Consider the following 22,286-nt stretch of genomic DNA (forward strand, 5'->3'; position numbering starts at 1 on the left):
CAAGCAAACAAAAGTTAGCTTTAATAACCTTAATTCACTATAAGTGTATCAAATTGGCTATTATCACTTTTATTTTCCATCTTTTGCATTGCTAGTGACGCTTTAAATCATTTCCAAAAACGTGAGTCGCTTTGACATCGCTCATCATGTTTTTGAGGTTGGTATTTTTATTTAGCCGATTAACGAGCAATGCTTTTGTCTTTATTACTTTATAGTATATATATCATATCTGGCTCATGTTGTGATTCATGATGGCTGTCTGTTTGATAGCTCGATTATCAAAGCAGTCATGATAACGGATTCATCTTTTACCGATAACAGATAGCAACGCTATACAGGCTATTGATAAACAAGCGATTGATAGATATCAAATATGACAAGATTACAAAAGGATTAATGTATGGATACCGCCCTATTACTATCTGGCGTGGTTGGGATTGGCATCGCCGCCCAATGGCTGGCTTGGTATTTAAAGCAACCGTCCATTTTATTTTTATTACTGATTGGCATCATCGTTGGACCAGTACTGGGCATCTTTGATCCTGACTTGGTGCTTGGTGAGCTGATGTTTCCGTTCATCTCTTTGGGTGTGGCGATTATTCTATTTGAAGGCTCGCTGACCTTAGAGTTTGATGAAATTAAGCAACATGGCACTGTCGTGCAGATGCTGGTGTCGGTCGGTGTGCTAATTACTATCGCTATCGTGGCGTTATCGACGTATCTATTGTTCGATGTCGACCCACTGATTGCCTTACTCTTCGGTGCGCTAGTGTGTGTCACAGGCCCGACCGTGATTATGCCGCTACTGCGTAGTGTACGCCCTAATAAGACCATTTCCAACATCCTTAAATGGGAAGGCATTATCATCGATCCAATCGGTGCTATCGCGGTGGTATTGGTCTATGAGTACATCATCTCAGGCGGTGAGGCCAGCAGTATTCTATTGTTTGCCAAAATCGTAGTGTTAGCGACTGCAATGGGTATGGCGGGCGCGTGGCTGCTTGCTTTCCTCATGCGTCGTCATATGATTCCTGAGTTTTTGCGCAACGTCTTTACCCTTGCCTTTGTGTTGGTGCTGTTTTCAGTCTCGAACCATTTAGAGCACGAATCCGGTCTATTGACCGTGACCGTATTGGGCGTGGCATTAGCAAACTGGCCAAAATTCCCACGTGAGACCATTCTAGAATTTAATGAATCGTTAACCATTCTGCTCATCTCGGTCCTGTTTATCATTCTTGCTGCTCGTGTAGAGCTATCAAGCTTACTGAGTGTTGGTTTTGCAGGCTTGGTGCTGCTCGCTATCGTCATGTTTGTGGCGCGTCCCTTGTCTGTTTGGGCATCAGCGATTGGCTCTAACTTAAAGACCAATGAAAAGCTGATGATTAGCTGGATTGGCCCACGTGGTATCGTCGCCGCTGCCATCTCCTCACTGTTTGCTATCCGCTTGCAAGAGTATGACATCCAAGGTGTTGAGCTGCTTGTCCCTTTGGTATTCATGGTCATCATCGGCACAGTCATGATTCAGGGTTTGGGCGCAAAAATGGTTGGCAATCTGCTAGGTGTTCGTGAGCCTGAGACCAATGGTATTTTAATCGTCGGCTCAAACCCCATCGCACTTTTGGTCGCCACTTCCTTAAAAGACCAAGGCTTCGACGTCATCGTGGCGCACAACAACTATACCAATATTGCCCGTGCCCGCATGAGTGGTCTGCGCACTTACTTTGGCAACCCTATCTCTGACCACGCTGACCATCATTTGGACCTTATCGGTATTGGTCGTTTATTTGCCATGAGTATGGACAAAGAGATGAACACCCTGTCCGAGATTCATTATCGCCATGAGTTCGGTGAGCGCAAACTCTACCGTCTCAAATTCAGTGATGAAAAAGTCAAAAGTGAGCGCGATGACAAGCAAGGCAACTTCCATTCGCAGTGGCTGTTTGGCAAAGACGTTACCTATACTAAGCTTGCCAGCATGCTGTCGAAAAAGGCACGCATTAAAATCACTAACATCACAGACAGTTATAGCTTTGAGCAGTATAAAGCGGATAATAAGCAGTTTGTACCGCTCTATACCGTCGATAAAGAAGGCAAGCTACACGTCATCACTGATAAATTCGATGGCACCGTGCCACGTGACCGCAAGCTTATCTCCTTGGTGGTGGATGATGAAGTGCAGCCAAAGCCAGTCGATGTGACGCCGAAACAAGAGCAAGCCCGTATGGCAGCGGATGCCAGCTTTGAATCTAGCTCAAAAGCGCCTGAAAAGCGTAAAGAAAAAGAGCTAGATGACGACAATACTGATATAGTAGAGCAAGCAACTGATAGTGACAGTAATGTCGATATCGCTAAAGACAAAAGCTCTGAACCGAAAGTCGTTGAGCCTAAAGGGGCTGAACCAAAAGCCGCTGAGAAAAATATCGATAATGACACAGATAATGTATCAGTAAATGCACCTGCCAGCGCTGAAAGTCAGTCCTCTGGTTCAACAGCCGATGCTGCCAGCCCTGCTAATAAAGGCGTGATGTCTGCTAATTCAACAGCGACATCAAAAAAGGCTGCTACCAGTAGCAGTACCAACGGCAATGGTAACGCTCCTAAAAACAAAAAAGGGTCGCTTGACCCCAACCGTCTTCCTGACTCCAGTGGTGATAACGTCGATATAGATAAAGAATAGCGCGGTTCTTTAAAAATAATTCTTTGTCTTATCTTTGTCCCGTCCTAAAACAGAAAAGCCCCAACTGCTGAGTTGGGGCTTTTTGCTTAATGGCGCTATTGCTTCAGAGGGATATTCATCTATAGTCAAAATGCCCTAAAAACGCTATGGTGTTGCTGATATCAATTTTTTGTAGCCTCTGTCTGCGCAGGCACAGCAAGCAAGAAAAATTGATATCAGCAGCGCGTGATGTATCGATATTGCTTCAGAGCATCATTCATCTAGCACTACCCTAGACTAAAGCTTTCTTTGACCGCCTGCCATATTCGTGTGCTCACTTCATCAGTCGTACCTGAGGCATCGATACGTTGCATACGCTCCGGATACTGAGTGGCCAAGGTATCAAAACCTTTATGTACCCAAGTAAAAAACTCGGTCGCTTGTTGCTCAAAACGGTCAGCCGCACTGCGCTTATTGGCGCGTGCCATACCCTCTAGCACGGGTAAATCCAGCCATAAGGTCAGCTCAGGCAGTTGCGGCACAAACTGCTCAATCAGTGCATCAATCTTAGCGCGTACCGCCTCATCGCCATGCGCACGACCATATCCTTGATAAGCAATGGTTGAGTCGGTGAAACGGTCACATATCACCCATGTTCCCGCTTGCAGGGCGGGCAAAATCACTTGCTGTATATGATCACAACGCGCTGCAAATAATAGCAGCAGCTCCGTATCATCGTTTATGTTGGTCGCAGGGTCGAGTAATATCTCGCGCAAACGCTCAGCAAACGGACTACCGCCCGGCTCACGGGTACACAGATACTCAATACCATTGTCTTGTAAATGTGTGCACAACTGCTCTATAGCCGTCGTTTTGCCCACGCCCTCGGTACCTTCAAAACTAATAAAGCGCCCTTGAGTGGACGCTGCATTAATAACGTGCTTAGGCGAGTTGATTTGAGGTAATGCTTCTTGTGATGCTGACATGATATGACCTTATGTCATTGATGAGCGTTATGGCATTATCTCGATATACAGACATAAACAGTGGCATAACGCTCAATAAACGATAGGGTTTGAATAACTATAACGCTCAAATTACTGCGGCGGTGTTTGCGATTTCTTTTCACGCATGACACGCAGATACTCTTGCACCGCACGGTTGTGTTCCGCCAAGCTGTTGGTAAATGTGTGTCCGCCAGTACCCGTCGCCACAAAGTATAGCGCTTCACTATCTGCTGGATGCAGGGTGGCTTCGATAGAGGCAGCCGATGGCAATGCGATTGGCGTTGGTGGTAGACCATCGATTTGATAGGTGTTATAAGATGTTTTTTCATCGATGTCTTTACGGCGAATATTACCATCATAACGACTGCCCATACCATAAATGATGGTTGGGTCTGTCTGCATACGCATGCTCTTATTCATACGGTTTTTAAATACCGCTGATACCAATGGACGTTCCTCTGGCACACTGGTTTCTTTTTCGATAATCGACGCCATCACTAGCGCTTCGTAAGGCGTCTTATAAGGTAGGTCAGGCGCACGGTTTTCCCACGCTTCAGTCAATGCTTGCTGTTGACGCTTATACAAGTCAGTCAGGACTTTTTTGTCGCTCGTACCTTCACCATAGTAGTAGGTATCAGGGGCAAACCAGCCCTCAAGATTGTGATTGACGATAGGGTCGCTACTGCTCACCACTGCCTCTGGCAATATACCGACCAAGTCCAATCCCTGAGCAATACTGGCATTGTCACTATCAGTAGTCAGTACTTCTTTGACAATGTTGTCATTATCGCGCAGCGCCTGATATAAATCTTTAGAGGTTTTGCCTTCGATAATTTGCACCTTGACCATGGCCGCCTTTGCGCCTTGCTCTAGCACTTGTAACGCCTCAGCGATGGTTGGGTTTTCAGGCAATTGGTAGATACCGGCATGCAATGGTGCATCGACTTGCGACTTTATATAAAGCTTGGCAACACTGGCAGAGAACAGCGGAATCTGCTGTTGCCACTGCGGCAGCAAGCCATAATACGTCTGACCCTGCTCAATCGTCACCATCTGCTGTGGCTGCTCAATTCGCCCAAACAGTGTCTGATAGACCATCACCAAGAAAAACGCTGCAATCAGGCCAAGGACAAGCAATACCTGATAACCACGCTGCATAAAGAAAGACTGATTGTCCGCTTTGTACTCGCGCGGCTTACTCTCACCGCTGATGAGCGACACGTCCGTCGCCGGCACCTCCTCCACTCCGTCCGCTACTGGCTGTGAATCCGGTAGCGGGCTATCGACAGGCTGTCCCTCAACGCTATTGGGCTGAGCGCTGCTATCTTGCGTATCCGATGACGACTCAGTAGGATGTTCAGGTGGTGTTTCAGGTGTAGGCTTGCTCATAGCAACTCGCGAGGCAGATGTTTGCTAGAATTTAGCACTGAACTGGGTGATTTTCAATGGTATTTGCTTAGCTTATGAATTATCTTGCTACTGACACTCATTTATATGACTGAATACTCAACCCTGTCTGCTGACATCCTAAGCTTAATGATTAATGAACTAAGACCTATTATGAATCTACATTTTAATCAAAGTCTTGCCAAAAATTATAACTCTAAAGCGCAAATTATTCGTGTGCTCAGTGAAGCATGGGTAAAAGACAACGGTTACTGCCCCAACTGTAGCACTCAGCCGTTGAATGAATTTGCTAACGGCAAACCTGTCGCTGATTTTTATTGCTCGCATTGCAATGAGCAGTATGAGCTAAAAAGTAAAAAATCGAAATTAAGCAACATTATCAATGATGGTGCTTATAAGACCATGATTGAGCGTATCAATAGCGACGACAATCCAAGCTTTTTCTTTTTGACTTATTCCCAAGAATGTAGCGTTAATAATTTTCTGATTATCCCTAAGCAGTTTTTTAAACCCGATATTATTATCAAGCGCAAACCCTTATCGGCGACTGCCAGACGTTCAGGTTGGGTCGGTTGCAATATTGACTTGCGTAAAGTGCCAGAATCAGGAAAAGTTTTTTTGGTCAAAGACAATCAGGTGATACCGCGCAAAAACGTCACCGAACAGTTTCAAAAAACTTTGTTTTTGCGAGAGCAGTCTACCGCCTCACGCGGTTGGACATTGGATGTTTGGCAGTGTATTGATAGACTTGATGACAAGTTTTCTTTGCAGCAGGTTTATGCTTTTGCCAATGAGCTACAGCTCAAACACCCTGATAATAACCACGTTCGCGATAAAATTCGCCAGCAATTGCAGGTATTGCGTGATAAAGGCATTATCGAGTTCGTTAGTCGTGGTCACTATCGAAAATCATACTAAGCGCTTCTCGTTATAGCGTTCAGATATTGGCTGTCCTTTTTTGTCACGGTACACATCGGCAATCAGCTCTGCCCTATCATCCCATAATGGCAATCGCGCAGTCGCAACGAGACGCTGATGAAACTTATGCGCTGGGTACTCCCAATCAAGTTCGTCGTTAATTTTAAAAAAATGCTCTTCACGATAATCAACGTACGCATGCATTCTGTTTTTCACATAGTTATTCCACTGCCATAACCATTGAACCGCATTGCGTGCAGGCGGAGTGAAGGCTTTCAACTTAACGGTCAATGCACACATCACCAGCTCATCATTAGGAATGATAGCAATACCTTGCTCGATAACGTCCTCTCGCGTGTGCGCATATTCAAACATTCCGCCAAAGGCAATGAACTTTTTAAAGTCCTGTAAATACATCACGCCAAATGACAGTTGGGTATAAGGGGATAAATGTACTATTTGGTCAGGTTTACTTTTTGCCAGTCGGCAAATCTCATCAAACACCATCAGGCGCCGAATTTGTACGGGGATTCTGGTTTCTTCATAAATTGGCCGCATCGATACTTCTCCTTTTAAAAGGCGCTATTGAACCTTTATGATTGAGAAAATATCATTGATCGATTTGCATTAGCGCACAAGTCTTTGTCACAAAAGACGATCACTTCTTTTTAAGCGCCTTTGCTAACCTAGCAGAGATAAATGCTAAAGAAATTTTGATAAAGGTGTATTCGAAATAGTGATGATAAAGACAAATAACAAAGTAGAGAAAGTATTTAAGATAGAGATTGTCGAGACGCTCAGTAACCTCGTGGAAATTAGCGCAGAGAACGAGCAAGAAGCACTATTAAAAGCACAAGATATGTATCGCAGTGAAGAAATTGTTTTGTATCCTGATGATTGTATTGACATCAACTTTAATATTGTTAAGCGAAAATAGCTGATTAAAAGCCTACTACCTCACCCGACAGCAACGTCAAACTGTTCATGGGCATGATGCCACGCAGCGCATTGCAAAAGAAAAGCTGCGTTATCCGAGGCAAGTCCTCATCTGATAACGACCGGATGATAACGGGGTTTTTGCTGGTCGATAACTCATCAATAAGCACTTGCCGCATGACCCCAGCGACGCCCGATTGTGCCATCGACGGTGTGTACCATTGACCAGTGCCGAGATAGTCTGCGTTGTATTTATTTCCGTTTGCATTGTTGCTATTGATGGCAGACGTATTGTTTGACCCTGGTGAGTGCGGCAACTCTGACAACTGATAGAATACATTACTCATCGTGCCCTCAACCCAGTGACCACTCATATCTCGCAGCAAACCTTCGCTAATCGTTGACTCTGCGCTGGTTTGTGAGTGGGTATTTTCTAAAGAGTCAGCTTGTACGGAGTTGGGGCTTGAAGCCTGAGCTTTGATACGCTGTAGCTCACCACTAGCGAGGACATTATCAAGGCGATTGAGGCTCTTAAGTCCTGCCAGCGGCAGCGGTAGACAGGCCAATTGTGAGGTCAAACAAATAGCAGCGCTGCTAGGCTGTAGCGGAATGAAGCACCCATCTGCTAGACGCAGTGTCTCGGCTGTCGCAACCGTCATCGCAGAGGCTTTGAGCCATATCTCGCAAGCGCTTCCTGCTGCGTTTGGGCTATAGCCATAACCACGAATACCTTGTGCCGCACGAGTGACCACGAGCTTGAGCATGCCTTGCTGTAATTGCTTGGCATGCTCCTGTAATATGGCTAGTAGTTCCTGACTGTCTAATGCCAGCTGCAAGGCGTCGGCATGAGAATCAAGACGCTGTAGATGATACTTCGACCACAGTATTTGCCCATCAATGACACCCATGGTGGTAAAAAAACCATCAGCGTATGCCAGCCCGCGATTGTCTAATGACAATGCAGCGGGTGTGGCAGCTGCCGCATCATCTGACGAGCCTAAACGTATCCAATTATCCTCCGATACCGCATTGGATAAGGAACTGTCTACCGAGCCAGAGGTCAAATCAGCACTTAAATCAGCACTTAAATCAGCACTTAAATCAGCACTTAAATCAGCACTTAAATCAGCACTTAAATCAGCACTTAAATCAGAGACAGAACCGCGCATCGACGTTTGCATCGCTTAGCTATTATTTGCTTGAGCGGCTGACTTATTAATGACCAGCATACAGCTATAAAATTCACATTTCGCCAGCTCTATTTTTTGCCCACCGACGACTTTATTTTTGACGATTTGACCGGTCAGCATATCAGCAATCACCTTGCCACCATCATCACCCATCAATTGACGCGACAGCTTGTAAGCTTTCTTTGCATGATTTGTGCTCAGCTCTTTTTCTTTATCAGAGTCGGTAGGATTGGCATAATACCAACCAAGCTCGAGGTATTTTTCAGAGTCGATGACATCCAAATAAGGCGCATCGGTTTTCATAAAGCGATATTTGGCCGCTGGATTACTGGCGTAGTCCAAACTGTTGTCATCAGTGCTTAGCACTTTACCAAAAGTTGATTTGATACCGTCTAGTTCATCAACCGTGAGCGACTCTACTTTTTCACTGCCCCACGATGCCACATCGTACTTTACAGGCGTGCCTTGTTGAGCAGTTGCGCCATCGAGATCCGCATCAGACGTCGTATTGTCTTGCACTGGCACTTCAGCGACTGTTTGCTCGCTACTGTCTGCGCTGGCGTCTTGATTTTGCGCATCGTCTTTACTGCTATTACAGCCACTCAACGACACACCAACCGCCATTATCGTACCGATCAAAAGGCTCTGTAGGTTATTATTCAACATGGGCAATTTACTCACACTTTTAGATTGATCTCAAAATAGTATTAACGAGCTGGCAGCTATGCCGCTGATAACGAAGAATTTTTTAGTAAGGGACACACTCAATCAAGAATGCATTTCATAAATTTTATAACCTAGGCGTTACTAGAGCACGCCCTAACATACAGTGTTTATTCGATATAAAAAGGCAAATACCACAAGGCTTTTATAATGGACTGACTATATTGGTATAGTACTTTAATGCTCCCTAGTTTACCCAACTGCTTAACCCTTGACTACCCTTTACGTTACAGATAACACTCCCAGAGAGTACAGATTTGTTAAAGACTTTACGTGGCAAAAACCTTAGTGAATGAAAGACTTGATGACAGGTTCAACCATAGACTCAATGAGCCTCATACTTCCTGACAGACGCTCTAAACATCTCTTTAAGTACGGCTCTAAATATTACTCTGAATATCACTCAGAAACCGTTCAAAAGCTGACCAAGCAACGAGTTTGTCAATACCAGCATTATCCCTTATGATAAGTGGGCTTTACCTCTCATTCATTGACTATTTATCATCAACTTTGATTACCACTCTTCACCTCCTTTTGCCAACGGGCTCATTATGACTCAACACTTTATCGTTATCGGCAACCCCATTGCTCACAGTAAATCCCCTGAGATTCATGCGCAATTCGCTGTGCAGGCAGAGATAGACATCCGCTATCAGCGGCAGTATTGTCCTGATGATGCGGCCAGTTTTACCGCGGTGATTGAGGCGTTTTTTCATGGTGGCGGTGTGGGTGCCAACGTGACGATCCCCTTTAAACAAATCGCTTATGATTGCTGCGCGGCACGTGGCGGCTTGTCTGAGCATGCTAAAGTCGCCGGCGCGGTCAATACGTTGTTATTAAATAAAACACTGCTAGACAGTGGAGCGCCAATAGCTGAAGCTATATATGGTGACAATACTGATGGTCAGGGATTGGTCAACCATATCATGAGCTTAGGTTGGCCGCTGCAGGGAGCGCGTGTGGCACTGATTGGTGCAGGCGGTGCAGCTCGCGGCACGATATTGCCATTGATTCAATCCGGTATCGGGGCGCTGACCATTGCCAATCGCACAGTGAGCAAAGCAACCAGTTTAGTAGATGAGCTTAGCGCAGCCAGTGAGAATATTAACGAGCATGCAATTGAAACCTGTGCAATGAGCGAGTTAACTGGAGCGTTTGATATTATTATTAACGCCACCTCTATTGGACTATCAGGCGACCGCTTGCCATTGAGTGATGGCTTAAGCTGTCAGTATGCTTATGACATGATGTATGGACGCACGCTACCGTTTCTAGAACATTTCACGGCGCACGATGCGCAAATATCAGATGGTTATGGCATGCTTATCGGGCAAGCAGCACTTAGCTTTGAGCGTTGGACAGGTCACAGTATTGATGTGCTTGCTGCCACTGAGGCATTGACTGGCAACTAACTTATTAAAAGTCGGATTAGCGCGTTTAAAATTTGATGCTTAGATTGAGGACGCACCCTAACTAAAACGCTCCAGTAGCCAATTTTCTAAACGGCGTACTGGTATGCGTAGTCGCTGCGAGTGTATGGCCAATCCGCCACTTAGCCCGACCGCGCAGCCGAGTGCTGTATCGAGCATACGTGCCCGTATGATTGCATCGGCAACCGGTGGTATGACGGTCATGCTGCCATACTCGGCGATAAAGATGGTCAACGGCGTGATGAATATCACCGCCATGCCATAGTGCCTATCGACCAAAGATTCAATGAGTAGCATCATCAATAGTATGGAAACAGCCACACCCCATATCGACAGCCCCCATGACAGCATCCAGCCAGCGACCGCCATCCCAACGATGGTTCCTAGCAGTCGGTGTAATTGCTTAATCCACATCGTCCGTAGCTGCATACCTTGGATAATAATAAAACAGCTCATCGCTGCCCAGTAGGGATAAGGCATTTCAAAGAATACAGCAATGGCCAATGCCAAACTGACAAAGCCCGCCACAATCAAGCTATCACCAATGGTATCTGCCTCATAATGATAGACAGGCGCAGGCGCATTAGGACGTGTCAATAATAAAAACAGCGTATAGAACAGCGCCAACAGCATAGAAAAGCCACTGCCCAACATTACAAGCCCAGCCGCAGATAGTACTTGTGTCATCGGCACTGGGATAAATAACGCTATCGCCCCTGCCATCATCACAAATAGCCCTGCTGGGGGTGGCTGCCGATAATAACGACCCAAAATGACCACGCCAAAAGCTATCAGGGCAAACACCGGTAGTCTGAGCCATGGCATTTGCTGAGCAATCAATCCCAAAGCAAAGCTAAGCACCATCGCAAAGCCCCAAGCCATGACAGTGACCAGTCGATATGGCAACGCACCGGATAATGGTAAATTTAAAATAATCATCGCACCAAGCGATGCTTTGATACCAGAGGACAATGCGTCAAAGTACGCTCCGACGAACACTGGAAAGCTAATCGCAATTGCCGCGATGATAGGCATATGCCATGGTCTTTTACTGCGATTGACCGTCAGCAAATGATCAAGCTCACCATCGATTAGAGACTTAAGACGAGTCAATAATGCTGTCAGCCAAGATACTCGCTTTGTCTGCTGTGATGTGCTCATGTCACTTACCTTATCCAATAAATTCACGTTACTCTGGTCTTTTGCTCATATTGTATTTACCATACCTATTTTACTTGCTAAAAACAGTACTACTGATGCTGTGTTTATTAAGACTCAGTATCATACCTGCCACCCTTTACAAAACTAAAAGTAATTAATTAACATATAAATTATGAATATTAGTTATTAGTTATATATTTGTGCGCATATAAGATTTATACTCATACAAACGCCATAACAGCCAAATTTTATCAAGGATGACGTGACGACCCTCATAACGAATGAGCTGTTCTTCATGAGTCCACCTGACGACCGACAATAGTGTCTACCTCGATTTAAAAAAAGTAAAGATCGCTTACATAAACACTGGCTCAAATACTGCGCCATAAGCCTATGATAGCGAACCAACCAAAGAGAGCGATTATGTTAACTTACAAAGCACCCTTACGTGATATCAAATTTTTGATAAACGATGTTTTTGACTATCAAACGCATTATAAAAGCCTAGACAATGGCGAAAACGCTGATCCAGAAACGGTCGACATGATCCTACAAGGCATGGCTGACTTTTCTGAAAACGTTCTAGCCCCTCTTTATCAGCCAGCTGACGAAGAAGGCTGTCACTTTAAAGATGGCGAAGTCACAACGCCTAAAGGCTTCAAAGACGCTTATGACCAGTTTGTAGAAGGCGGCTGGCAAGGTATCTCATACCCTGAAGAGTACGGCGGTATGAACTTACCAATGTCAATCAACCTCATCAAGTCTGAGATGATTGGTACGGCTAACTGGCCTTGGGCGATGTATCCTGGTCTATCAACAGGTTGTATCAATACCTTGCTACAGTACGGTTCTGATGAGCAAAAAGCCACTTATCTACCTAAATTGGTTGAAGGTACGTGGTCAGGCACCATGTGTCTCACTGAGCCACAGTGTGGTACCGATTTGGGTCAAGTAAAATCAAAAGCCATCCCGCAAGAAGACGGTACGTATAAAATTAGCGGCACCAAAATCTTCATCTCAAGCGGTGAGCATGATTTAACTGACAACATCATCCATATTACCCTAGCGCGCCTACCAGACGCACCTGAAGGTACTCGTGGTATTTCGCTGTTTATCGTACCGAAGTTCCTACCAAATAGCGATGGCGAAGCTGGCGAGCGTAACCCAGTGGTTTGTGGTTCAATCGAACACAAAATGGGCATCAGCTCATCATCGACTTGTGTCCTAAACTATGATGGCGCCGTTGGTTACTTAATCGGTGAGCCAAACAAAGGCCTAAAAGCGATGTTCACCTTTATGAACACTGCTCGTATCGGTACTGGTATCCAAGGTCTAGCACACACTGAATTGTCTTTCCAAAACGCGCTACCCTATGCCAAAGACCGTCGCTCTATGCGTACGCTATCAGGTACTAAAGACCCTGAAAAAGTAGCAGATGCGATTATTCACCATGCTGACGTACGTCGTATGCTATTGACCCAAAAAGCCTTTGCTGAAGGTGGTCGCTCGATGATTTATCACTCAGCACGTTATGCCGACAAAATGGCTCAAGGCGTTGCTAACGATAATGAAGCAGAGTTTGAAAAGTGGGATGACAAATTAGGCTTCTATACGCCTATCCTAAAAGGCTTCTTAACTGAGCTAGGTATCGAAGCTGCTAAGCATGGTCAGCAAATCTACGGCGGCCACGGCTACATCAAAGAGTGGGGCATGGAGCTAATCGCTCGTGATGCACGTATCGCTACTTTGTATGAAGGTACCACTGGCGTACAGGCACTTGATTTGCTAGGTCGTAAGGTTATCTTGCAGTCTAAAGGTAAAATCATCCGTGATTACACCTCAAGCATCATGAAATGGTGTGGTGAGTACGCGCTTGATAAAGAAATGCGTAAATTCGTTTGGGCATTAACCAAGCTATGTGCTGAGTGGAACACGCTAACCGTACGCTTGATGTTGATGGCACGTAAAGACCGTGAAATCATCTCAGCGGCTTCAGACGACTTCCTAATGTACTCAGGCTATGTGATGATGGGTTACCATTGGGCGCGTATGGCTGCAGTTGCACATGACAAGCTCGAAAATGGCGGTACAGAAGCACCAGAATTCTACAAAGCTAAAATTCAAACAGCAGAATTCTATTTCGACAAGCTGTTGCCACGTACCTCAGGTCACGCTGAAGCCATGGTTGCCCCAAGCGAAAGCATGACAGCAATGGACATCGATAGCTTCTCTTTCCTAGACTAGGATTGCAGACGCAATGACTAAGTAATCAGTACATGAATTGATGATTGATAAGAAAAGCGCCTATTATTTAGGCGCTTTTTTTTGGGTGAATAGATGAGTAGATGAAAGCAGTAGCCTAATTATTAAAAGCGTTATAGTCAGTGAAAAGTAATATCGATACATCACGCGCTGCTGCTATCAATTTTTCTTGCTTACTGTGCCTGCGCAGACAGAGGCTACAAAAAATTGATATCAGCAATACCGTAGCGTTTTTAGGGTATTTTGACTATATATAGGTAGATAACAGTAGTAGCCCAATTATTAAAGATACTGCCTGCTCAATTTAGGTATATAAAACCTTAACTGCTCAGCATTTTCTTATGATATACCGCACTGATTTCTTCCACTTCCACACATATCTGTACGGCTGCCCGCCCTGGTTGCTCCTCGCCTATCTGCTGTTCTATGGTCGACAGCAAGAGCTCAGACAATTGATTACGAACAACAATATCGCGACCAGCCATTATCTTTAAGTGCGCATGAATAAAGCCATTGGTTTGCTCGTCGTCCTCCACCCCTACCAAAAACGTCTCAATCGGTACGATACGCGCTTTGATATCTCTCGGCTTACCAAAGTGTCCACTATCCCATAACGCTTTATTCAATGATGTGAGCAGCGACTCCTCATGAGCGATACTAACGTTTGGCGTCACTTGAAGGGTTAGATGCGGCATAGTTATAATCCTTAAAAAATTTTAATCATCAGTAATAGCGGCAAAATGGGCGTTGAGAATATTTGCCAATTGTGTGGGTGGTAATTCAATCTCTAAGCCGCGGCGACCGCCACTGACATAAATCGTTGACTGTGCTTCCGCTGAGCTATCTACGATAGTTGGCAAGCGCTTTTTTTGTCCCAATGGACTGACACCGCCCAATACATAACCCGTACTGCGCTCAACCAATTTGGTATCTGCCATTTGCACTTTTTTGCAGGGTAGCACTTTATTAGAGGACACTTTATTAGAGGATAGCGCCTTGGCCATTTTTTTAAAATTTAAGGTTTTATCGACGGGCAAGATAGCAACGGCAAGCGCGCCAGCATCGGTCGATACCACTAGTGTTTTAAAAACTTGGCCAACCTCCACGCCTAGCTTTTCAGCTGCTTCTAGACCAAACGACGCAGCAGCAGGGTCGTGCGTGTATTCATGTAATTGGTAATCAATACCGTGTTTTTTGGCGAGGTCGACAGCTGGCGTCATATTATTTAACTCAATTAAGTGAATTCACGAATGGGTAGGGAGTGTCTTCATCCTACCTTTGCTAAACCATTATTACCCTAAACATCTGAACTTTCAAATAATTGAGCGCCAAAAATATCGTTTAGCTCACCAGATAGTAACCGAGCGTATTAATATTAGCAGTATATACAGACACTATATATCGCTTTGATGGCTTTTATGGCATCATAAGCGCAACATATTTGACTATTTTTGATACTGATTATGATACCGAAGTTCTTAAAAAAACGGATTTTTAAAGCGCCAGTCGTCACTGACAGCGACGCTACTACTGACGTCAATCCAATCGCTCCCACCCCTTACTCCAACGCCCCTATCAATCAGCTTTATCGCAAGCTGTCTGGCCAGCTACTTGATGTCGCAGTAAAGCCCAAGCTATTAGGGGAGCTGCCTGAGTTCGATACAGATGATCAGACGCTCAGATTTTATGTGCTGCAAGATTATTCGCGCTCCAACAGTATTTTGATTGACTTGCAGACGCAGGAGCACAACTTACCACCGGCGTTGGTTGGGGTGAATGATGCCGCCCATAATGTCAAAGAAAATGCGGCCATTATCTTTTTAAACCATCCAAGCGCTAAAGACAGTCAGCTATCGCCTCGCCTGTCGCGGTTGGTGTCTGCGGTATTGCAATATCCAGAGCTAAAAGTGCGTTTGGTCCCTGTGTCCATTCTGTGGGGGCGCGCACCAGAAAAAGAGGACTCGCTATTTAAGCTGCTAACCGCTGATAACTGGGAAGACCCAAGTATCACCAAGCAACTATTTAATATCGGTGTGATGGGCCGTGATACCTTTGTGCAGTTCCATCCGCCGCAAGACTTACGCACCCTGATTAATGACAGCTTACACGTTGACGAGAGCTTGCAGGGTGGTACTAACCTGCAAAATAGCAATAGTCTGCAAAGTAATGACGCACAAACCAACGATACTGATGCTAAATCTGGTTCAGAGGAACAGCCTAGTTACGCTGTCGTCTCATCAACCGATGGCAATCGTGAACTGGTGCGCATGCTACAGCAGCAGCTTACGATTTACTTAGATAAGCAACGTGCCAGCATGCTCGGTCCTGACCTATCAGACAAACGTAACTTGGTAGACAAACTGGTGTACTCTCCTGCTATCAAACATGCGATAGAAGCAGAAGCTGAAGAGTCAGGCACCAGTGTTCGTGAAGCACGCATGGTAGCCAAAGGCTATGCCAATGAGATGGTCAATGACTATTCGCACTCTATCATACGCGGTTTTTATAAGTTCTTAACGTGGTTGTGGACGCAGTTATATGATGGCGTCGAAGTCCATCATTTTGAGCGTGTTCGCGAGCTTGCCGCTGACCATGAACTGGTTTATGTGCCTTGCCATCGCAGTCATGTTGATTATTTACTACTGTCTTATGTCATCTATAAGCGTGGTCTAAGCATTCCTTATGTCGCCGCTGGTGACAACTTAGACGTGCCCGTATTGGGGCCATTATTACGCGGCGCCGTTGCCTTCTATATTCGTCGTAGCTTCCGTGGTAATGCCCTCTATACCGCAGTATTGCGCGAGTACATGCATACTCTTATTACCCGCAATACACCGATTGAATACTTTATCGAAGGCGGTCGCTCACGCTCAGGCCGCCTGCTACCACCGAAGATGGGTATGCTAGCGATGACGGTACATAGCCAGTTACGCCATACCAATAAGCCTGTGGTATTTATACCGACTTATATTGGTTACGAGCGCATCATGGAAGGCGGTACCTATGTCGGTGAGTTAAAAGGTAAGCCAAAAGAATCTGAATCGCTCATAGGTTTACTAAAAGTTGGCCGTAAGATTGAGCGTATCTTTGGTAATGTGCATTTAAGCTTTGGTACACCGCTGCACCTTAGCGATTTTATGACCAAGTTTGACGTGCCAGCCAATAGCTTGCCTGCCGACCGTACTGATACGCCACTCGATGATAAAACCAGTGCCATGGTCGATAACATCGGCGTAAAAGTCATGCAGCATATCAATAAAGCCGCTGTGGTCACGCCAGTATCACTATTGTCGCTGGTATTGCTCTCAGCACCGAAAGCAGCACTAGATGAAGATATCTGCCGTGAGCAAATCGCCCTCTATCAAGGTCTTGCTCAGCAGCTATCCTATTCAGAAGATACCGTCATCACTGAGATGAGCCCGCAGCAAATCATTGATTATGGTATTAAGCTCAAGCTCATTGAGCGTACGCCGCATATCTTGGGTGACATCATTCAAGTCGCTGGTAAGCAAGCTGCACTACTAAGCTATTTCCGTAACAATATATTGCATGTCTTTATTTTATTGTCGTTCTTATCTGCCTTAGTAGCTCGTAATGGCCGTATCGAACGCAGTCGTCTCGACAGTATTGCCGAGCAGTTATATCCATTCTTACAAAGTGAGCTGTTCTTATATTATCCAGCACATGGCTTGGCCGAGACGCTCAACAAAAAAATCGACAGCCTACTCTCTCATGGATTGATTGTCGAATTGAGTGACGGTGTTCTTAGCGTGCCCGAATCCAATAGCAAGTGCTATCAGCAACTACAAGTACTCGCAACGCCTGTTGAACAGAGCCTTGAGCGTTACTTTATGACGCTGGCACTACTGGCTCAGCAAGGCTCGGGCAATCTAACCGAAAACGAAGTCGTTGACTTGTGTCATCTGCTTGGGCAGCGTTTGTCTGTGCTGTATGCCGACGACATTCCTGACTTCTTTGACCGAGCATTATTTACCAGCTTTATCAGTGCGTTGACGCGTCTTGATTACTTGCAGAAAGATGATGAAACAGGGGTATTAACCTTTGATCATCGCATCAATGACATCGCCCATCATGCCAAGTACGTCCTAACGCCTGATATGATGCAAATCTTGCAACAAGTGGCGAGCCTAGATGAAGAAGAGATTACCCATGCGATTACTGAGATTAGCAATAAAAAGCAGCGTAAATTTGGCCGTAAGCGTTAATTTATAGCAGCTACCTTGATTATCTTAAGTACAAAAAAGACCTCTAATCAATTAGAGGTCTTTTTTATTATCAATTTTAGATTTCTAAACAGCCAATTTTTATTAGCTGCTAGATATAGTCAAAGTACCCTAAAAACGCTACGGTATTGCTGATATCAATTTTTTGTAGCCTCTGTCTGTGTAGGCACAGCAAGCAAGAAAAATTAATATCAGCAGCGCGTGATGTATCGATATTACTTTTCGCTGACTATATCTTAGGTAGTAATCTTTTTATACTTCATACGCTTAGGAGTAGCATCATCACCCATGGTCTTTTTGCGATAGGTTTCAAACTCAGAATAGTTACCATCGAACCAAACTGGGCCTTCATCTTCGAATGCCAAGATATGAGTCGCGATACGGTCAAGGAACCAGCGATCATGCGACACCACCATGACGGTACCTGGGAATACTTGAATCGCATCCTCTAGCGCACGTAGGGTTTCGATATCCAAATCGTTTGAGGGTTCATCAAGGAGTAAGACGTTCGCACCCTGCTTTAGCGTCTTAGCCAGCTGCAAGCGGTTACGCTCACCACCTGATAATTGACCGACGTGCTTTTGCTGGTCTGAGCCTTTGAAGTTAAAGCGACCGATATAAGCGCGGCTTGGCGTCGTATAGTCACCAACGGTGATGATATCTAGGCCGTCAGACACCTCTTCCCAAACTGTTTTGTTATCGTCCAAGTTGTCACGCACCTGACCAACATAGGCAACCTTGACACTTTCACCTAGATCAACTGAACCAGTATCTGGGGTATCACGTTCGGTAATCATGTTAAATAGCGTGGTTTTACCCGCACCATTTGGTCCAATGATACCGACGATAGCGCCTGCTGGTACGTTAAAGCTTAGGTTTTCATAAAGTAAACGATCGCCAAATGATTTAGAGATATCATTGACTTCGATGACTTTATTACCCAAACGAGGACCTGGTGGAATGTAAATCTCAGAGGTCTCGTTACGCTTCTGGAACTCTTGTGAGTTCAATTCTTCAAAGCGCTGTACACGAGATTTAGACTTGGCCTGTTGGCCCTTTTGGTTTTTACGAATCCACTCAAGCTCTTTTTTCAGCGCTTTAGCAAAGGATTCTTCTTGCTTATTCTGCTGCTCTAGACGGGTATTCTTTTGCTCAAGCCACTCAGTATAGTTGCCTTCGTACGGATAGCCATGGCCACGGTCAAGCTCCAAAATCCACTGAGCAACGTTATCCAAGAAATAACGGTCATGGGTAATGGCAACGATGGTACCACTGTAGTTCTGTAAGAACAGCTCTAACCATGCAACAGATTCGGCGTCCAAATGGTTAGTCGGTTCGTCAAGTAATAGCATATCTGGGCGTGACAATAGCAGACGGCATAGTGCCACACGGCGTTTTTCACCACCAGACAGTTTGCTGACATCCGCATCCCAAGGTGGCAGACGCAATGCATCAGCCGCTTTTTCAAGTTGGGTATTTAAGTTATGCGCATCCCACGATTGAATGATATCTTCCATCTTGCCTTGTTCTTCAGCAAGCTTATCAAAGTCTGCATCAGGCTCCGCGTATTCGGCATAAATCGCATCTAGACGAGCGAGCGCATCTAACGCTTCACGCATACCGTCTTCGACATTACCACGGACGTCTTTGCTGTCGTCAAGCTGTGGTTCCTGCGGCAAATAGCCAATTTTGGTGCCTGTTTGCGCGCGTGCTTCACCACTGAATTCAGTGTCCACGCCTGCCATGATGCGTAGCAAGGTTGATTTACCTGAACCGTTGATACCCAAAACACCGATTTTGGCGCCAGGGAAAAACGACAGGTTGATGTTTTTTAGGATTTCACGCTTAGGGGGAACAAGTTTTGACACGTTGTTCATCGTGTAAATATATTGAGCCATTAACACTCCGATAGACTGCATAGACGAGGTTTGCAAACCATACTTAGCAATAGTGCCAAATGGACTGCGCCTCAAAAATCAGGGTTATAAATTGTCTGCCATTATCGCATTGTGGCGCATGCCCTGCAAGCTAGCAGACGGCTTTAGCATCGGATTAGCCCCTTTTAACGTTGTATTTGTGCTTTTTTGCGTAAAGCATTGGATTAATTGATGAAATAGCAGGGTGAATGTAGAAAAAATGGTCGATTAGATAAAAACATACATTCACTAACTCACTATTATATAAGTGCATACTCCAAAGTTGTCAGCGCGATATTGCATGCTTTGCTATTCTATTGTTAACAAACTTTGAGCATTTACAGGTAGGCTATCTTAACATTTGCCCTATCTACTATTACGGTAAAGGACTATAAATCTAAGGCAAAGGTACTCATAATTGATACATAAACAGCCAGTCATATTGTTTATTTGCTGGCGTTACAACACTCAAGGTTACGACGCTCAAGATAGCTAGCCAATAATCAATATGATTATCAGCACTCAAGACTAGAAGACCAAATAAAGTGTCACGAAGACTTATTAATGATGGAGAATATTTATGAGCAATCAAAATACTGCACAAAACAATGAATTAAATGCATTAGACATTACTCATGATGAGCAAACAAACCGCTTTGAGACATCTATCGATGGACATACCGGTTATATAAGCTACCAAGAGCGCGATGGCAAGCTGGTTTATGATCACACCATCGTACCGCAGGAGTTGGGAGGACGCGGTGTGGGTTCAGCATTGGTCAAGCATGCACTAAATTACGCACGTGAGAATGACAAAAAAGTAGTCCCACAATGCTCATTTGTTGCCTCATACATCAGCAAACACCCTGAATATCAAGACTTGGTCTAATTCAATGATTAGTCCATAAAGTCAGAAGACCAACTTCGTTAAAACTAGAAAAATATAGCGACTTATCTTCATTTGACTGATATATTCTAAGTATTAGCACCACACTACCCTCCTGTTTATTTGTCATCTGCTCTCATATATTTTATCGTTAGATATATGGAAGGATGATAAATACAGGTGGGTTTTTTGTCCTATACTGGTTATAGAATGCAGTGGTCACGACTGCCTAAAGCATGCTGACACTTATCATTCTATCTCTCGTATGTCCTTAATAAACCAATCTATCACAACAATAAAGGTTATTAATATGAGTAGTTTATCCAATCAACAAGTCGATTTGCAATTAGAAGAGTTGCCAGGCTGGGAGCGTGACGGCAATAGCATTATCAAAACCTATCATTTTGCTGATTTCGTTGAAGCCATGAGCTTTATGAATCAAGCGGCCTTTCATGCCGAAGCGCTAGAGCATCATCCTGCATGGCGTAATGACTATAACGTGGTCGAGGTTCGCTTGACCACTGGTGACACTGGCGGGATTACCAGCCACGATATTCGTTTGGCGAAACGCATGGAGCACATCATTCAGCCCAAACGTTTGTAAGAGTATGCTTATTTAAAACCATAAATCTCAACCATAAAAAAAGTCCTCAAAAAATGAGGACTTTTTCTTCAGCTAAATGTGATGTTGTTTAGTACTACATACGGCGACTAACAAACGCTACGATAAACAGAATCACAGCCAATGCCAATAGGATGTATGCAAAGTTTGCAGATAGGCCAGCGACACCGCCAAAACCTAGGAAACTTGCTAATAATGCGATAACGGCAAAAATAATAGCCCAGCGAAACATAATATTCTCCTTAAATAATGTTTGAAAAACCAGAGATGCACACACTTAGTGCTAATCAACAAATACCAACCAACAAGAACCAATAAAACGGTGGATGTTGAGAAGATTGCTGTTGATTCATTTTGCTATCTCTAGTGTCCCTTTTACTTTTTATTTGTTTTTTTAATACTGGTAACAACTGCTTACGACCATAGATTAGCAATGTTCGTCTCGATAAAGCGTTCATTTTGGTAATAATGTCGGTAGGTTATGTAACCTTTGTAGCAAATCTTAATATTCTGCGCTTTTTACTTGGCTTTATAAGACTTATGTGTAGAGATGGTTAGCCATTACTCAATCGTCATCATTTACGCCATATAATTACCTAAGTAGAAATACGCGACTTATCGGAGACAGTACTTTTACATGCCTTATTTATAGCTCATGACTACTCAGTTATTTTTAATTACTATTTTTCATAGCAATCCACTCTATAAATACCCACTTAACTTATAGTTATCCACGCAACAGCACTTCTATTAAGGACAATAAATATGAATACCAATACGGATACTTCAAATAATTCACAATCAAATAATTCACAATCAAATAATTCACAATCAAATAATTCACAATCAAATAATTCACAATCAAATAATTCACAATCAAATAATTCACAATCAAATAATTCACAATCAAATAATTCACAATCAAATA

At 44.3% G+C, this 22,286-nt stretch carries 18 protein-coding genes; 8 read left to right on the plus strand and 10 right to left on the minus strand.

Annotated elements, in window-relative coordinates; all coding sequences use genetic code 11:
• Positions 1–400 precede the first annotated feature (400 nt).
• Positions 401–2,677, plus strand: coding sequence for a cation:proton antiporter (locus QL919_RS09995; RefSeq protein WP_290189394.1), 2,277 nt, complete (start codon positions 401–403; stop codon positions 2,675–2,677).
• Between the two features lie 266 nt (positions 2,678–2,943).
• Here QL919_RS09995 and tmk read toward each other — a convergent pair whose 3' ends face one another.
• Together tmk and mltG are read right to left on the minus strand one after the other, a co-directional pair.
• Complete coding sequence (gene tmk, locus QL919_RS10000; RefSeq protein WP_290189395.1) at positions 2,944–3,642, minus strand: dTMP kinase; 699 nt, start codon at positions 3,640–3,642, stop codon at positions 2,944–2,946.
• 111 nt (positions 3,643–3,753) lie between these two features.
• Complete coding sequence (gene mltG, locus QL919_RS10005) at positions 3,754–5,052, minus strand: endolytic transglycosylase MltG (protein WP_290189396.1); 1,299 nt, start codon at positions 5,050–5,052, stop codon at positions 3,754–3,756.
• Between the two features lie 171 nt (positions 5,053–5,223).
• On the opposite strand from mltG, the gene QL919_RS10010 reads away from it, so the two are divergent.
• Entirely contained in the window at positions 5,224–5,988 is a 765-nt protein-coding gene (locus QL919_RS10010) for a DpnI domain-containing protein (protein ID WP_290189397.1), read from the plus strand.
• Here QL919_RS10010 and QL919_RS10015 read toward each other — a convergent pair.
• Positions 5,980–6,546 carry a hypothetical protein gene (locus QL919_RS10015; RefSeq protein WP_290189398.1) on the minus strand — a complete coding sequence of 189 codons (567 nt, stop codon included), beginning with the start codon at positions 6,544–6,546 and terminating at the stop codon, positions 5,980–5,982. The genes QL919_RS10010 and QL919_RS10015 overlap by 9 nt on opposite strands.
• Positions 6,547–6,727: 181 nt before the next feature.
• Here QL919_RS10015 and QL919_RS10020 point away from each other — a divergent pair, with 181 nt between their 5' ends.
• The gene (locus QL919_RS10020) at positions 6,728–6,925 is read left to right on the plus strand and encodes a DpnD/PcfM family protein (protein ID WP_290189399.1); all 198 of its coding nucleotides are present in this window, start codon (positions 6,728–6,730) and stop codon (positions 6,923–6,925) included.
• 4 nt (positions 6,926–6,929) lie between these two features.
• Here QL919_RS10020 and QL919_RS10025 read toward each other — a convergent pair whose 3' ends face one another.
• Together QL919_RS10025 and QL919_RS10030 are read right to left on the minus strand one after the other, a co-directional pair.
• Positions 6,930–8,105 (minus strand): aminotransferase class IV, encoded by a 1,176-nt coding sequence (locus tag QL919_RS10025; protein WP_290189400.1) that lies wholly within the window; start codon positions 8,103–8,105, stop codon positions 6,930–6,932.
• Between the two features lie 3 nt (positions 8,106–8,108).
• Entirely contained in the window at positions 8,109–8,780 is a 672-nt protein-coding gene (locus QL919_RS10030; protein ID WP_290189401.1) for a hypothetical protein, read from the minus strand.
• Positions 8,781–9,388: 608 nt separating this feature from the next.
• On the opposite strand from QL919_RS10030, the gene aroE reads away from it, so the two are divergent.
• Positions 9,389–10,249, plus strand: coding sequence for a shikimate dehydrogenase (gene aroE, locus QL919_RS10035; RefSeq protein WP_290189402.1), 861 nt, complete (start codon positions 9,389–9,391; stop codon positions 10,247–10,249).
• Between the two features lie 57 nt (positions 10,250–10,306).
• On the opposite strand, the gene QL919_RS10040 is transcribed toward aroE, so the two are convergent.
• A complete protein-coding gene (locus QL919_RS10040) occupies positions 10,307–11,428 on the minus strand; it encodes an FUSC family protein (RefSeq protein ID WP_290189403.1) in 1,122 nt (373 codons plus the stop codon).
• Positions 11,429–11,851: 423 nt separating this feature from the next.
• Between QL919_RS10040 and QL919_RS10045 the strand changes: the two genes are divergently transcribed.
• Complete coding sequence (locus QL919_RS10045) at positions 11,852–13,672, plus strand: acyl-CoA dehydrogenase C-terminal domain-containing protein (RefSeq protein ID WP_290189404.1); 1,821 nt, start codon at positions 11,852–11,854, stop codon at positions 13,670–13,672.
• Between the two features lie 338 nt (positions 13,673–14,010).
• Here QL919_RS10045 and QL919_RS10050 read toward each other — a convergent pair whose 3' ends face one another.
• Complete coding sequence (locus tag QL919_RS10050; RefSeq protein ID WP_290189405.1) at positions 14,011–14,385, minus strand: 5-carboxymethyl-2-hydroxymuconate Delta-isomerase; 375 nt, start codon at positions 14,383–14,385, stop codon at positions 14,011–14,013.
• Between the two features lie 21 nt (positions 14,386–14,406).
• Positions 14,407–14,910, minus strand: coding sequence for a Cys-tRNA(Pro) deacylase (gene ybaK / locus QL919_RS10055; RefSeq protein WP_290189406.1), 504 nt, complete (start codon positions 14,908–14,910; stop codon positions 14,407–14,409).
• Between the two features lie 243 nt (positions 14,911–15,153).
• Between ybaK and plsB the strand changes: the two genes are divergently transcribed.
• Entirely contained in the window at positions 15,154–17,916 is a 2,763-nt protein-coding gene (plsB, locus tag QL919_RS10060) for a glycerol-3-phosphate 1-O-acyltransferase PlsB (protein ID WP_290189407.1), read from the plus strand.
• A gap of 254 nt (positions 17,917–18,170) precedes the next feature.
• On the opposite strand, the gene ettA is transcribed toward plsB, so the two are convergent.
• A complete protein-coding gene (ettA, locus tag QL919_RS10065) occupies positions 18,171–19,832 on the minus strand; it encodes an energy-dependent translational throttle protein EttA (protein ID WP_290189408.1) in 1,662 nt (553 codons plus the stop codon).
• Positions 19,833–20,430: 598 nt separating this feature from the next.
• On the opposite strand from ettA, the gene QL919_RS10070 reads away from it, so the two are divergent.
• Together QL919_RS10070 and QL919_RS10075 are read left to right on the plus strand one after the other, a co-directional pair.
• Positions 20,431–20,739, plus strand: coding sequence for a GNAT family N-acetyltransferase (locus QL919_RS10070; protein WP_290189409.1), 309 nt, complete (start codon positions 20,431–20,433; stop codon positions 20,737–20,739).
• A 307-nt stretch (positions 20,740–21,046) separates the two neighbouring features.
• Complete coding sequence (locus QL919_RS10075) at positions 21,047–21,340, plus strand: 4a-hydroxytetrahydrobiopterin dehydratase (protein WP_290189410.1); 294 nt, start codon at positions 21,047–21,049, stop codon at positions 21,338–21,340.
• 94 nt (positions 21,341–21,434) lie between these two features.
• On the opposite strand, the gene QL919_RS10080 is transcribed toward QL919_RS10075, so the two are convergent.
• Positions 21,435–21,590: a DUF1328 domain-containing protein gene (locus QL919_RS10080; protein ID WP_011512513.1), complete on the minus strand. Its 156-nt coding sequence runs from the start codon at positions 21,588–21,590 to the stop codon at positions 21,435–21,437.
• Positions 21,591–22,286: the final 696 nt, after the last annotated feature.

The sequence above is a fragment of the Psychrobacter sp. APC 3426 genome, assembly GCF_030408035.1.
In the GTDB taxonomy this organism is placed as follows: Bacteria; Pseudomonadota; Gammaproteobacteria; order Pseudomonadales; family Moraxellaceae; genus Psychrobacter.

What these genes read in the sequence shown, in the direction of transcription:
- QL919_RS09995 (WP_290189394.1), top strand. Translation starts at nt 401, where the DNA reads ATGGATACCGCCCTATTACTATCTGGCGTGGTTGGGATTGGCATCGCC.
- tmk (WP_290189395.1), bottom strand. Translation starts at nt 3,642, where the DNA reads ATGTCAGCATCACAAGAAGCATTACCTCAAATCAACTCGCCTAAGCAC.
- mltG (WP_290189396.1), bottom strand. Translation starts at nt 5,052, where the DNA reads ATGAGCAAGCCTACACCTGAAACACCACCTGAACATCCTACTGAGTCG.
- QL919_RS10010 (WP_290189397.1), top strand. Translation starts at nt 5,224, where the DNA reads ATGAATCTACATTTTAATCAAAGTCTTGCCAAAAATTATAACTCTAAA.
- QL919_RS10015 (WP_290189398.1), bottom strand. Translation starts at nt 6,546, where the DNA reads ATGCGGCCAATTTATGAAGAAACCAGAATCCCCGTACAAATTCGGCGC.
- QL919_RS10020 (WP_290189399.1), top strand. Translation starts at nt 6,728, where the DNA reads ATGATAAAGACAAATAACAAAGTAGAGAAAGTATTTAAGATAGAGATT.
- QL919_RS10025 (WP_290189400.1), bottom strand. Translation starts at nt 8,105, where the DNA reads ATGCAAACGTCGATGCGCGGTTCTGTCTCTGATTTAAGTGCTGATTTA.
- QL919_RS10030 (WP_290189401.1), bottom strand. Translation starts at nt 8,780, where the DNA reads ATGTTGAATAATAACCTACAGAGCCTTTTGATCGGTACGATAATGGCG.
- aroE (WP_290189402.1), top strand. Translation starts at nt 9,389, where the DNA reads ATGACTCAACACTTTATCGTTATCGGCAACCCCATTGCTCACAGTAAA.
- QL919_RS10040 (WP_290189403.1), bottom strand. Translation starts at nt 11,428, where the DNA reads ATGAGCACATCACAGCAGACAAAGCGAGTATCTTGGCTGACAGCATTA.
- QL919_RS10045 (WP_290189404.1), top strand. Translation starts at nt 11,852, where the DNA reads ATGTTAACTTACAAAGCACCCTTACGTGATATCAAATTTTTGATAAAC.
- QL919_RS10050 (WP_290189405.1), bottom strand. Translation starts at nt 14,385, where the DNA reads ATGCCGCATCTAACCCTTCAAGTGACGCCAAACGTTAGTATCGCTCAT.
- ybaK (WP_290189406.1), bottom strand. Translation starts at nt 14,910, where the DNA reads ATGACGCCAGCTGTCGACCTCGCCAAAAAACACGGTATTGATTACCAA.
- plsB (WP_290189407.1), top strand. Translation starts at nt 15,154, where the DNA reads ATGATACCGAAGTTCTTAAAAAAACGGATTTTTAAAGCGCCAGTCGTC.
- ettA (WP_290189408.1), bottom strand. Translation starts at nt 19,832, where the DNA reads ATGGCTCAATATATTTACACGATGAACAACGTGTCAAAACTTGTTCCC.
- QL919_RS10070 (WP_290189409.1), top strand. Translation starts at nt 20,431, where the DNA reads ATGAGCAATCAAAATACTGCACAAAACAATGAATTAAATGCATTAGAC.
- QL919_RS10075 (WP_290189410.1), top strand. Translation starts at nt 21,047, where the DNA reads ATGAGTAGTTTATCCAATCAACAAGTCGATTTGCAATTAGAAGAGTTG.
- QL919_RS10080 (WP_011512513.1), bottom strand. Translation starts at nt 21,590, where the DNA reads ATGTTTCGCTGGGCTATTATTTTTGCCGTTATCGCATTATTAGCAAGT.